Genomic DNA, 12478 nt, shown 5'->3' with positions numbered 1-12478 from the left:
GCATCTCACAGCTATGAACGCGCTCTTCCCCTTTCACGCGACGACGCGCGACGTGATTGTCCATGTCGCCGTCTCCTTCCTGCCCGAACAGTCGGAGCCGGACCGGGGCCGCTGGTTCTGGGCCTATCATATCCGCATCGAAAATCAGGGCGACCTGCCGGTGCAATTACTGACCCGCCACTGGATCATCACCGACGGGCGCGGCGTCCAGCACCGGGTCGATGGTGACGGCGTGGTTGGTGAACAGCCGGTGGTGCAGCCGGGCAAAAGCTATGACTATGTGTCGGGCTGCCCGCTCAATACCCCCACCGGCTCGATGACGGGCAGCTATCAGATGATCGGCGTTGGCGGTGAAACCTTCGAAGTCGCGATTCCCCATTTCGCGCTCATCGCCCCGGCGGTTGCCGAATGAAGCGCACCCATTTGCCGCTCAACGGCCTGCGCGTGCTGGACGCGGCGGCCCGGCACCTGTCCTTCACCCGCGCTGCCGACGAACTGGCGGTCACCCCCGCCGCCGTCGGCCAGCAGATTCGCGCGCTGGAGGATCTGCTGGGCGTCGTCCTGTTCCGCCGCACGCCCAAGGGGCTGGAACTGACCCCGGAAACCGAAGGCGGCCTGGACGCCCTGCGCGCAGGTTTCCTCGAATTTGAAGAAGCCGTCCGTGCGATGCAGGCGGGCCAGTCCAGCAGCGCGCTGACCATCGCCGCGCCGCGCGACATCACCGCCAAATGGCTCCAGCCGCGCCTGGCCGCCTATGCCGCCAGCCAGCCCGGCCTCACTTTCTCGCTGGTCGCGGCGGATGACATACTCGATTTCACCGAAGCCAATCTCGATCTCGCCCTGCGCCTGTCCGACCGGGTCGGCGAGCATGAGGGCGTGAAGCTTGGCGAATCGCTGTTCGTCACGGTGGAAGCGGCCAATGGCGGCCCGGACCAGCGCATCGCCTGGCCCGGCTGCCCGTCGGACGATCAGCCCGCCGCGATCCGCGTTGCCGATGGCGGCCTCGCCATCGAAGCCGCCGCCACCGGCTTTGGCCGCGCCAGCGTGCCGCTGCTGCTCGCTCAGGCGGACCTGACCGCCGGACGCATCCGCCAGGTGGGCGATCCCGCCCCGTCGCCGCTCTCCTACTGGCTCATCGCCCCGCTACCGCAATGGCGCCAGAAAAAGGTCAAGGCGCTGGTCGAGGCGCTGCTGGCTTAAGCGAAAAATCTCTCTACGATCCGTTCGTTTCGAGCGAAGTCGAGAAACCTGCGCGCCATGTTTCTCGACTTCGCTCGAAACGAACGGGCTTCGATAAACTCACCCAACCTCATCCGGCCGCAGCCGCCGCAATTTCGGTGCTGTCGCCATCTGCGCCGCATCCTTGATGTCCACCCGCAAATCCTCGCGCATCTGGTGGATCGACGCGATCACCGGACCCATCGCCACGCCCAGATCGACCAGCGCCGTCTCCGCCAGTTGCAGCGAGCTTTCCAGCGTCTCCGGCACCGCATCGCTTGCGCCTGCTTTGTAAAGCTGCGCGGCATGATCGGTATCGCGCGCGCGCGCGATGATCGGCAGATCGGGCACCCAACCGCGCACCCGCCTGGTCAGCCGCACCGACAGTACCGGATCATCCATAGTCAGAATGAGCGCGCGGGCATGGCCCAGCCGCAGCTTGTCCAGCATTTCCACCCGCGCCACGTCGCCGAACAGGATCGGATAACCCGCCCGCCGCGCCTCGGCGACGACATCGGGGTCCGATTCGACGACGATGAAGCGCTGCTTGTGGGTCTTGAGCAGGTCGCACACCATTCGCCCGACCCGGCCAAATCCGATCACGACCGCCGCCGCCTCGACATGCTCCTCGCTGGCTTCCGGCAACTCCTCGCCCAGCGCCATTTCCAGCCGCCGGGCGATATCATGGCCGATCCGCGCCAGCAGCGGCGTGATGGTCAGGCCAATGGCGGTGACGATCTGCCAGAAGGCCGCAGTCGATGGCAGGATCAGTTGCGCCGCCGCCGCCGTCGACAGCACGATCAACGTGGTTTCCGACGGGCTGGACATCAGCACGCCCACCTCCAGCGCCACGCCTTTGCGCGCCCCGGAAAAATAGAGCAGCGCCGCGGTCACCAGCGTCTTGGCCAACACCACGCCCATCACCGCCAGCAGCAGGCTGGGCCAGTTGGCCAGGATGACGCGAATGTCCAGGCTCATGCCGACCGTGATCAGGAACACGCCCAGCGCCAGCCCCTTGAACGGCGCGGTCATCACTTCGACCTCGCCATGATAGTCGGTCTCCGCGATCATCAGCCCCGCCAGCAGCGCCCCGACAATGGGGGACAGGCCCGCGATCGACGTCGCCAGGCTGGAGACGATGACGACCAGCAGGCTGGCGGCCAGAAACACCTCCGGGCTTTTGGTCCGCGCCGCCTGGCTGAAAATATGGGGCAGGAACACGCGGCCCAGCACCAGCATGATGGCGATGGTAATGCCCCCGCGCATCAGCGTGTTCATCATCTCGCCCCACGCCCCGTCGGGACTGGCCGCGACGGACGGTGCCAGCGCACCCAGCATGAAGATGATCGGCACCAGCGCCAGATCCTCAAACAGCAGCATGGAGAACGCCGCCTTGCCGACTGCGCTCTGCGTGCCGACCATCGGCAGCACCACGGCGGTGGAGGACAGCGCCAGCGCCAGCCCCAAACCGACCGCGCCCGCCGTCGGCTGCCCCAGTACATATAGCCCCAGCGCAATCAGCGCACCGCTGCACAGCAATTCCGCGGCACCCACGCCAAACACCTGCGTCCGCATCGTCCACAGCCGCTTGAAGCTCAGCTCCAGCCCGATGGAAAACAGCAATAATATGACGCCCAGTTCGGCAAATGGCTCGATCGCCGCGCGGTTGGAAATGGTGACATGATAGAGCCAGGGATATTGCCCGACCAGCGAACCCAGCCCGGCTGGCCCGACCGCCAGCCCGACCAGGATGAACCCGATCACCGGACTGATCCGAAACCGCGCAAAACCGGGAATAACCAGCCCCGCCGCACCCAGTATGACGAGGGAGTCGCTAAAACTGTTGGGATCAATTGCACCGGCCATACCCGCATCATCGCGGCAAGCGGGCGGAATATCCAGCCTTTTGGTAGAAAAGAAGGGTGCTGATACCGATCGCCATTAGCTGTTTACTGACATGGTGATCGTGGCCCGACACCTCCAACTATCCGCATGAACTATATCTCGCCCGGAAATCCCACAAGAGGAACCCATGATCCTGTTCGGCGAAATTGCTCAAACTCCGTCAAACGGCGGAGCGAGGAGAAATTTGGTATGCCTTACCCATCACGCCGTTGGCTCAATCGTCAGAAAATTCTGATGACGACGCAACAACATTGCTTTCCGGTTGAACGCCAAACATCAGGCGTATCGCACAATCGCGCTCAAAAAACTGGTGCGGACGGCGGGACTTGAACCCGCAATTCCAGGGGAAGGCGGATTTTAAGTCCGCTGCGTCTACCGATTTCGCCACGTCCGCGTGCCGCTTCCCTGACGGCTGGCGCGGATCAGGTCAAGCGGCTGTAATCAGCTTTCGCCCTTGACGTTCAGCCGTTCGCGCATTTCCTTGCCCGGCTTGAAATAGGGGACGCGCTTTGCCGATACCGGCACCTGCTCCCCGGTGCGTGGATTGCGTCCGGTGCGGGCGTCGCGCGCACGGGTGGTGAAAGCGCCAAAGCCGCGCAGTTCGACGCGACCGCCCGATGCCAGCCGATCGACAATCTCGCGGAAGAAAAGATCGACGATCTTCTCTACCTCCGCAAGGTTCAACCCCGGATTTTCGTCGGCCAGTTTCTGGATCAATTCCGAACGGATCATTGGTTCTCCAGCGCCCCTCTGCTGTGCCCCTGTCTTGCATAGAGATTCGGCAAGGCGTTGACAATGATGGAACAAGAAGTTCGTTTCGTTTCCAGAAACATATGCAAAAGCCCGCCGGAACCCAGGTTCCGGCGGGCTTTTTGTTCGCTGCAAGGCGGAAAGGGCTTAGCCTTCGGTCTTGGCTTTGAGCGCTTCGCCCAGAATGTCGCCCAGCGACGCGCCACTGTCGGACGAGCCATACTGTGCCACAGCCTGCTTCTCTTCAGCGATCTGCATCGCCTTGATCGAGAAGGTCGGTTTCTTCGCACGGTCGAAACCGGTGATCATCGCGTCGAACTTCTGGCCGATCTGGAAGCGTTCCGAACGCTGTTCGTCACGGTCACGGCCCAGGTCGCTGCGCTTGATGAAGCCGGTGGCGCCATCTTCGCCAGCCTGGACTTCCAGGCCGCCGTCGCGGACTTCCAGAACGGTCACGGTGACGATCGCGTTCTTGTTCAGGCCAGCAGCAGCAGCGGTGGTGCCGCCCGCAGCCGGGCCGCCACGCTCAAGCTGCTTCATGCCAAGGCTGATGCGCTCCTTCTCGACGTCGATGTCCAGAACGACTGCCTGCACGGCTTCGCCCTTGCGATGCAGCGCCAGTGCGTCTTCGCCCGAAATGCCCCATGCGATGTCGGACATGTGGACCATGCCGTCGACGTCGCCGTCCAGGCCGATGAACAGGCCGAACTCGGTCGCATTCTTGACTTCGCCCTCGACGGTCGAACCGATCGGGTGACGCTCGGCAAAGCTGTCCCAGGGGTTCGACTGCGCCTGCTTGAGGCCCAGCGAGATGCGGCGCTTTTCGGGATCGACTTCCAGAACCAGAACTTCGACTTCCTGGCTGGTCGAAACGATCTTGCCGGGGTGGACGTTCTTCTTGGTCCAGGACATTTCCGAAACGTGAACCAGACCTTCGATGCCCGCTTCCAGCTCGACGAACGCACCATATTCGGTGATGTTCGTGACGCGGCCCGACAGCTTGGCACCGATCGGGTACTTGGCGCTTGCGCCTTCCCAAGGATCGCTTTCCAGCTGCTTCATGCCAAGGCTGATGCGCTGCGTGTCGCGGTTGATGCGGATGATCTGCACGCGGACGGTATCGCCGATGTTGATCATTTCATTGGGGTGGTTGATGCGCTTGTACGACAGGTCGGTGACGTGCAGCAGGCCATCGATGCCGCCCAGATCAACGAACGCACCATAGTCGGTGATGTTCTTGACGACGCCTTCGATGATCTGGCCTTCGGCCAGCGTCTGGATGAGGCCGCTGCGCTGTTCGGCGCGGGTTTCTTCCAGAATGGCGCGACGCGACACGACGATGTTGCCGCGGCGGCGATCCATCTTCAGGATCTGGAAGGGCTGCGGAATGTCCATCAGCGGGGTGACGTCGCGCACGGGGCGGATATCCACCTGGCTGCCGGGCAGGAAGGCCACGGCGCCGTCCAGGTCGACGGTGAAGCCGCCCTTGACGCGACCGAAGATGACGCCTTCGACGCGCGCGCTCTCGGTGAACTCGGCTTCCAGCTTGTCCCAGGCGGCTTCGCGGCGGGCGCGGTCACGCGACAGCATGGCTTCGCCATGGGCGTTTTCGACGCGGTCGACATAGACTTCGACTTCGTCGCCGACCTTGATGTCGGCCTTCTGGCCCGGCATCGCGAATTCGCGCAACGGCACGCGGCCTTCGGACTTCAGGCCTACGTCGATGACGGCCAGGTCGTTTTCGATGGCGGTAACGGTGCCCTTGACGACGCGGCCTTCAAAGCCGCCGTCCTCGCCACCGAGGGAATCATTGAGAAGCGCGGCGAAATCGTCGCGCGTGGGGAATGCCGTAGAGGCCATGGTCAGTCCTTCATACATCATTGCTGGCCAACCGGTTGTATCCGATGGTCTTTGGCCAAAACACGCGCAGGACCGAATATCCGGCGCGTATCCAGCCGGTTAGGGGCTTGGGAACGCGCGGCCGTGAAAAGCGAAAAGGGCGCGTGGTAAAACCGCGCGCCTTGACGGGTCAGCCCTTAGGGCGACCTTCAAGCTGGGCGTCCACAAGCGCAATCGCCCGCTGGACGGCCGCGTCTATAGTCAAATCGCTCGTATCTAGCAAGTCCGCACCATCGGCGATTTTCAGCGGCGCATGGTCGCGGCTCATGTCGCGCGTATCGCGCGCCTGAATGTCGGCGATTAGCGAGTCCATATCGGGATGTCCGCCCTGCGCGACGCCATCCTTGTAGCGACGCTCGGCCCGCACATGGACGCTGGCGGTGACGAAAATCTTGGCGTCGGCATCCGGCGCGATCACCGTGCCGATGTCGCGCCCGTCAAGGATCGCGCCGCCCGGCTGGGTCGCAAAATCACGCTGCCGCGCGATTAGCGCGTCGCGCACCACCTGATGCACTGACACGCGGGAAGCGAGGCTGCCCACCGCTTCGCTGCGCAGCGCTGGGTCGGCCAATATCTCGTCGCCAAAATCGCACGCGGCCAGTGCATCGGCCTTGATATCCGGGTCGCCGCCGCGTTTCAGCACTGACAGGCCGACCGCGCGATAGAGCAGCCCGGTGTCAAGGCAGGGCAGGCCATAATGACGCGCCAATGCCTTGGCTATCGTTCCCTTGCCCGACGCAGCGGGACCATCGACAGCTATGATCATCGGGCCTTGCCTTTGCGTATCGTGTTGGCGAGGCCGATCACCGCGATCGCGGCCCAGACAATCTCCAGCGCCATCGACGCCAGATTGAAATGGATGGTGAGCGACGCGATCAGCAGCAGCGACCCGACCAGATTAAGCAGGTTGAACCAGAGGAAGTTCATTTCCTTCGCGATATTGCTGTAAGCATAAGCGACCACCATCAGCCCGCTGCCCAGCAATCCGACGATATTGGCCCAGTCCATCGTCACGCTACCGCTCCCAGCGTCCGCAACAGCGGCACGAAGGTGGGAAAGCTGGTCGCCACCGGCGCCATATCGTCGATCGTCACGCCATCGCGCGACACCAGCCCCGCCACGGCAAAGCTCATTGCGATCCGATGGTCCAGCTTGGTCGCGATCGGCCCGCCGCCTGCCAGCAACGCGCCGCCGCTGCCCTCGATGATGATGCCATCCTCCAGTTCCTCGACGCTCACGCCAATCGCGCGCAGGCCTGCTGCCATGGTCGCGATCCGGTCCGATTCCTTGACCCGCAATTCGTCCAGCCCGCGAAATATACTGCGCCCCTGCGCCAGCGCGGCGGCGATGAAGGCGACCGGATATTCGTCGATCATGCTCGGTGCGCGCGCCGGGTCCGGCTCAACGCCATTCAGCGCCGATGCGGTCACCACCAGATCGCCGACCGGCTCGCCGCCCACCTCACGCGAGTTAGTCACCTCAATCGATCCGCCCATCTCGCGGAGCAGGTCGATCAGCCCGGCCCGCGTCGCATTCAGCCCGACATTGGCGATCGTCACCCGCGATCCCGGCACCAGCAGCGCCGCGACCATTGGGAAAGCTGCCGAGGACGGGTCGCCCGGCACGACGATCTGCTGCGGCTTCAATTCCGCTTCCCCCACCAGCGTGATGATCCGCGTCCCGTCGTCCTCAACCTCGACGTTCAACTCCGCCCCGAATCCCCGCAGCATCCGCTCGCTATGGTCGCGCGTCGGGATCGGCTCGACCACGCGGGTGATGCCCGGCGTGTTCAGCCCCGCCAGCAATATCGCTGACTTCACCTGCGCCGATGCCACCGGCAGCCGATAGTCGAGCGGCACCGCCGGGCAGGCGCCCCGCATCGTCAGTGGCAGGCGATCGCCCGGACTGGTCGTGAAGCTCGCCCCCATCCGCGCCAGCGGCTCGGTCACCCGTGCCATCGGTCGCTTGCTCAAGGACGCATCGCCAATGAACGTCGCGGTCAGGTCATGGCTGGCGAGCAACCCCATCAGCAACCGCGTCGATGTGCCGCTATTTCCCATGTCCAGTGCGGTTTCGGGCTGGAGCAGCCCACCGACGCCCACGCCATGGACATGCCAGATGCCGTCCGCGTCGCGCTCTATGTCCGCACCCATCGCCCGCATTGCAGCAGCCGTGGCCAGCACATCCTCGCCCTCCAGCAGCCCTTCGACCCGGCTTTCCCCCACCGCCAGTGCGGACAGCATCAGCGACCGGTGGGAAATGCTCTTGTCGCCCGGCACGGTCACGCTGCCCGACAGGGCAGGGGCGGCGGCGAAGGTCATGGGGGTCGGTGATGAAGAAGAGGCAGTCACTAAAGCGTTCCGATCATGTCGGGGGCGAAAAAATGCGCCCGGCTTTTGACAGCGCCGTCTCGCTATGGCAAGGCGCGCGACGTTTCGCGGGCAACTTCACCGTTGCGCCGCGTAGTTGTTATTTGAGCATCAAAAAAGGATTAGGCCGGACATGGTGAAGGCTGAATGGGGCACGAAGCGGACCTGCCCGAAATGCGCCACGCGCTTCTATGACCTGGGCAATGACAACCCGGTCGTCTGCATCAACTGCAACGCCGCCTGGGAACCGGAGCCGGTGCTCAAGTCGAAGCAGCCGCTCCCCTATGAGGAAGCGCCCAAGAAGGTGATCGAGACCGCCGACGGCGAGCTGGAAACGGCTGATGACGATCTGGACCTCGACATCGACGTCGATGATGACGGCGATTCGCCGGACAATGACGTCGATCTGGGCGGTGATGACGACCTGGGCGTCGAAGCCGCGAGCGACGACGACGCGGACGACAATTAAGTCATTTTGTTCTTGCCAAGGATGGCGCTGCGACCTAATGGCAGCGCCTCCGAAGCGCCGGACCCAAACGGCGCTTTAGCGATGGAAATGGGGCCTTAGCTCAGCTGGGAGAGCGCCTGCATGGCATGCAGGAGGTCAGCGGTTCGATCCCGCTAGGCTCCACCAGTTTCGCCGATACAGAAGCCGTCCGGGGGACGGCTTCCGGCGAAGCTCCCGAAGCGCAAGCGGAGGGGCGCGATCATATACCAACGGGTTCCGCAGCCTCGCTGCCGCACCGGATGGGGCCTTAGCTCAGCTGGGAGAGCGCCTGCATGGCATGCAGGAGGTCAGCGGTTCGATCCCGCTAGGCTCCACCAATTTCTTGCGCAATATTCCGCATAATCCTACATATCTGCCGGATGCTGCGCCGCGTTCAGCGGTGCGTCATCAGGGGTGCATCTATGCGGGACGATTTGGCTGCATCAGTCGCAGCACAGGGCGATGACGACCGGATTCGGGCGATATTGGAACAGGTCTGCCAGACCACCGGCATGGGTTTCGCTGCGGTCGCCAGAGTGACCGAAGATCGCTGGATCGCCTGCCAGATCATCGACCGGATCGAGTTCGGCCTTGATCCCGGCGGGGAACTGGAAATCAAAAAGACCCTGTGCGACGATATCCGCCGCTGCGGCGAGGGTATCTATATCGATCATGTCGCGATGGAACAGGACTGGCGCACCCACCATGTCCCCATCTTCTACGGCTTCCAAAGCTATGCCTCGCTACCCGTCACCCTGTCGGATGGCAGCTTCTACGGCACGCTCTGCGCCATCGACCCGCACCCCCGCTCGGTCAGCGGCCTGGCGGTCGTGGCAGCGATGCAGGATTATGCCCGCGCGATCGGCCTCATCCTGTCAGCCAAATAGCGCGACCGGTCAGGCGACCGACACAAAACTGTCCATCACCCGCTTGCGCCCGGCCGTCTCGAAATCAATCTCCAGCTTATTGCCTTCAATCTCCGCGACAGTGCCATAACCGAATTTCTGGTGGAACACCCGCAGCCCCAATGCCATGTCGCTGCGCCCCTTATTGCCGATCGACACCGCCGACGCGCGCGCTTCCACGATCCGCACCGGCTCCCGGCTGAACTGGCCCGACGATTGCGCCCGCTGCCATCCCGGCCCGCGTCCTTCGCCGCGCCCGACATGGGCGAACGGATCGTCCCGCTCCGACCAGTTGGCCCGCCACAGCGACGCGCCGCCGCTCATGCTGCTTTCCGCGTCGACATGCTCCGGTGGCAATTCGCCCACGAAGCGGGATGGGATGCTGCTGGTCCACTGCCCGTAGATACGCCGATTCGCCGCGTGCAAAATCGTACAGCGCTTGCGCGCCCGCGTGATCGCGACATAGGCCAGCCGCCTTTCCTCCTCCAGACTGTTGAGACCGCCCTCATCCAGCGCCCGCTGCGACGGGAAAATCCCTTCCTCCCAGCCGACCAGAAAGGTCGAATCAAACTCCAGCCCCTTGGCGGCATGGATCGTCATGATCGTGACCTTGCGCTCTTCCTGCTGCGCCTCATTGTCCATGACGAGGGAGACATGCTCCAGAAACGCGCCCAGCGTCTCATATTCCTCCATCGCGCGGGCCAGTTCGCCCAGATTCTCCAGCCGCCCCGCGCTCTCGGTGCTGCGCTCGGCCTGCAACATCGCGGTATAGCCGCTTTCGTCCAATATCTGCCGCGCCAGTTCGGCATGGGGCAGGGTGGCCGCCCGGTCACGCCAACGCGCCAGATCGCCCACGAACGATCCCAATGATCGACGCGCCTGCGGCGTCAATTCGTCCGTGTCCAATATCCGCGCGGCCGCATGGACCAATGGTATCCCCTCCGCCCGCGCCAGCCGGTGCAATTTCTCCACCGCCTTGTCGCCGAGGCCTCGCTTGGGGACATTGACGATCCGCTCGAACGCCAGATCGTCGGCGGGCTGGTTGACCAGCCGCAAATAGGCCAGCGCATCGCGGATTTCCGCCCGCTCGTAGAATCGGAAACCGCCGACGATGCGGTAGGGCATTCCGATCTGGATGAAGCGATCCTCAAACTCGCGGGTCTGGTGCTGCGCCCGCACCAGTATCGCTACCTCGTCCAGCGAATTGCCTGTCCGCTGGATCGCCTCTATCTCCTCGCCGACCCGTCGCGCTTCCTCCGGCCCGTCCCATATGCCGATGACGCGCACCTTCTCGCCCACGTCGATGTCGGTCCACAGCGTCTTGCCCAGCCGATTGCCATTTTCGGCAATCACGCCCGACGCCGCGCCCAAAATATGCGGGGTGGATCGATAATTCTGTTCCAGCCGGATGATCTTCGCGCCGGGAAAATCCTTTTCAAACCGCAGGATATTGGCAACTTCTGCCCCGCGCCATGAATAGATGGACTGGTCGTCATCGCCCACGCAACACAGATTCTTGCGCGTCTGCGCCAACAGCCGTAGCCACAGATATTGGCTGCTGTTGGTGTCCTGATATTCGTCCACCATGATATATTTAAACCGCTGCTGATAGCTTTCCAGCACGTCGCGATGGCTTTTCAATATCGTTAGAACATGCAGCAGCAAGTCCCCGAAATCGCAGGCATTCACCGCCCGCAACCGCGCCTGATAGGCGGCGTACAGCTTCTGCCCCTTGCCATTGGCATAGCCTTCGCTCTCACCCGCGCTGATGTCCTGCGGGGTCCAGCCCTTATTCTTCCACTGGTCGATCAGCCCGCCCAGCTGCCGCGCGGGCCAGCGTTTCTCGTCAATCCCTTCGGCCTGAATCAGCTGTTTCATCAGCCGCAACTGGTCGTCCGTATCAAGGATCGTGAAGTTGGATTGCAGCCCGACCAGTTCGGCATGACGCCGCAGCATCTTGGCCGCGATGGCGTGGAATGTGCCAAGCCACGGCATCCCCTCGACTGCCGGGCCGATCATCCGTCCCACCCGCTCGCGCATTTCCCGCGCAGCCTTGTTGGTGAAGGTGACGGAGAGGATTTCCGATGGCCAGGCCCGCTGCGTCGCGACCAGATGCGCCAGTCGCGCCGTCAGCGCCGCCGTCTTGCCCGTTCCCGCTCCCGCCAGCACCAGCACCGGCCCTTCGGTCGTCAACACCGCCTCACGCTGCGGCGGGTTCAGCCCCTTGATATAGTCAGGGTCGGTGGAGGACGATGCGGGAAAGGTCATGATCGACAACTAGGCATGGGCAAGGGCGGGGGCAAGGGCGGGGGCAAGGCATCAGCCTTGCAGCGATGCGCCTTCTATGAGAACAAAAGGCGAATCATGCAAGGGAGGGCGAATCATGGCGACAGGGAAATGCCGGTGCGGGGCCATCCGCTATGAAGCCAGCGGCGATCCCGCGCACAGCGCCATCTGCCACTGCGCCGATTGCCGTGCCAGTTCGGGTGCGCCGATGGTCGGCTGGGCCTTGTTTCAGCAGGACGCGGTGAAGATTGAAGGCACGCCGGTCGCCTATCAGTCATCGGAGAACGTCACGCGCCATTTCTGCGGCACCTGTGGCACCGGGCTGTTCTATACCAATCCCGCCATCTTCCCCGGCGGTATCGATATTCAGACCGCGACTCTGGACGATCAGTCCGCCTTCCCGCCCCAGGCGCACATCCAACTGGCCGAAGCCCCGCCATGGGCCGCGACCGCCAACGACCTGCCAAAGTTCGATCGCTATCCCGGCGAGTAAGGGCAACTGAAAAATCCTCCCCCAGCGGGGAAGATGGCTGGCCGCAGGCCAGACGGAGGGGTGTCGCCCTCTTGATAACACCACACCTCCTTCCTTTCACGGCACATCCGCCACGGCTTACCGCCGCTGCCGGAACGGACATGTCACAACTCCGGTTCTTCCCTCG

General features: G+C 63.5%; 12 protein-coding genes and 3 tRNA genes. 7 read left to right on the top strand and 8 right to left on the bottom strand.

Going from position 1 to position 12478, the window contains the following annotated elements:
• Positions 1 to 13: 13 nt before the first annotated feature.
• Positions 14 to 412, top strand: coding sequence for a Co2+/Mg2+ efflux protein ApaG (gene apaG / locus D0Z70_RS16020; protein WP_119748228.1), 399 nt, complete (start codon positions 14 to 16; stop codon positions 410 to 412).
• Positions 409 to 1200 carry a LysR family transcriptional regulator gene (locus D0Z70_RS16015; RefSeq protein ID WP_119748226.1) on the top strand — a complete coding sequence of 264 codons (792 nt, stop codon included), beginning with the start codon at positions 409 to 411 and terminating at the stop codon, positions 1198 to 1200. The genes apaG and D0Z70_RS16015 overlap by 4 nt, the downstream gene beginning before the upstream one ends.
• Positions 1201 to 1299: 99 nt before the next feature.
• On the opposite strand, the gene D0Z70_RS16010 is transcribed toward D0Z70_RS16015, so the two are convergent.
• From D0Z70_RS16010 to aroA, 7 genes are all read right to left on the bottom strand, one after another.
• The gene (locus D0Z70_RS16010; protein WP_119748224.1) at positions 1300 to 3084 is read right to left on the bottom strand and encodes a cation:proton antiporter domain-containing protein; all 1785 of its coding nucleotides are present in this window, start codon (positions 3082 to 3084) and stop codon (positions 1300 to 1302) included.
• Positions 3085 to 3431: 347 nt separating this feature from the next.
• A tRNA-Leu gene (locus tag D0Z70_RS16005) sits at positions 3432 to 3517 on the bottom strand.
• 47 nt (positions 3518 to 3564) lie between these two features.
• A complete protein-coding gene (locus tag D0Z70_RS16000) occupies positions 3565 to 3855 on the bottom strand; it encodes an integration host factor subunit beta (protein WP_006961926.1) in 291 nt (96 codons plus the stop codon).
• 165 nt (positions 3856 to 4020) lie between these two features.
• Entirely contained in the window at positions 4021 to 5733 is a 1713-nt protein-coding gene (rpsA, locus tag D0Z70_RS15995; protein ID WP_119748291.1) for a 30S ribosomal protein S1, read from the bottom strand.
• A gap of 169 nt (positions 5734 to 5902) precedes the next feature.
• Positions 5903 to 6538, bottom strand: a complete 636-nt coding sequence (gene cmk, locus D0Z70_RS15990) for a (d)CMP kinase (protein ID WP_119748222.1) — start codon at positions 6536 to 6538, stop codon at positions 5903 to 5905.
• Positions 6535 to 6786, bottom strand: coding sequence for a CBU_0592 family membrane protein (locus tag D0Z70_RS15985; protein WP_119748220.1), 252 nt, complete (start codon positions 6784 to 6786; stop codon positions 6535 to 6537). The genes cmk and D0Z70_RS15985 overlap by 4 nt, the downstream gene beginning before the upstream one ends.
• Positions 6783 to 8093: a 3-phosphoshikimate 1-carboxyvinyltransferase gene (gene aroA / locus D0Z70_RS15980; protein ID WP_182913990.1), complete on the bottom strand. Its 1311-nt coding sequence runs from the start codon at positions 8091 to 8093 to the stop codon at positions 6783 to 6785. Before aroA ends, D0Z70_RS15985 begins: the two co-directional genes overlap by 4 nt.
• A gap of 181 nt (positions 8094 to 8274) precedes the next feature.
• Between aroA and D0Z70_RS15975 the strand changes: the two genes are divergently transcribed.
• The 4 genes from D0Z70_RS15975 to D0Z70_RS15960 all read left to right on the top strand — a co-directional run bounded on the left by D0Z70_RS15975 (position 8275) and on the right by D0Z70_RS15960 (position 9515).
• Complete coding sequence (locus tag D0Z70_RS15975; RefSeq protein WP_119748216.1) at positions 8275 to 8610, top strand: TIGR02300 family protein; 336 nt, start codon at positions 8275 to 8277, stop codon at positions 8608 to 8610.
• An 89-nt stretch (positions 8611 to 8699) separates the two neighbouring features.
• Positions 8700 to 8775 (top strand) — tRNA-Ala (locus tag D0Z70_RS15970).
• 115 nt (positions 8776 to 8890) lie between these two features.
• Positions 8891 to 8966: transfer RNA gene (locus tag D0Z70_RS15965), tRNA-Ala, on the top strand.
• Positions 8967 to 9050: 84 nt separating this feature from the next.
• Complete coding sequence (locus tag D0Z70_RS15960; RefSeq protein WP_119748214.1) at positions 9051 to 9515, top strand: GAF domain-containing protein; 465 nt, start codon at positions 9051 to 9053, stop codon at positions 9513 to 9515.
• A 9-nt stretch (positions 9516 to 9524) separates the two neighbouring features.
• Here the strand turns inward: D0Z70_RS15960 and D0Z70_RS15955 are convergent, their stop codons facing one another.
• A complete protein-coding gene (locus D0Z70_RS15955; protein WP_119748212.1) occupies positions 9525 to 11801 on the bottom strand; it encodes an ATP-dependent helicase in 2277 nt (758 codons plus the stop codon).
• Between the two features lie 115 nt (positions 11802 to 11916).
• On the opposite strand from D0Z70_RS15955, the gene D0Z70_RS15950 reads away from it, so the two are divergent.
• Positions 11917 to 12312 carry a GFA family protein gene (locus tag D0Z70_RS15950; RefSeq protein ID WP_119748210.1) on the top strand — a complete coding sequence of 132 codons (396 nt, stop codon included), beginning with the start codon at positions 11917 to 11919 and terminating at the stop codon, positions 12310 to 12312.
• Positions 12313 to 12478: the final 166 nt, after the last annotated feature.

It is taken from the genome of Sphingobium terrigena (genome assembly GCF_003591655.1).
Lineage (GTDB): Bacteria > Pseudomonadota > Alphaproteobacteria > Sphingomonadales > Sphingomonadaceae > Sphingobium > Sphingobium terrigena.
The sequence above is the reverse complement of the archived record's forward strand: the minus strand, read 5'-3'. Positions and strand labels throughout refer to the sequence as shown.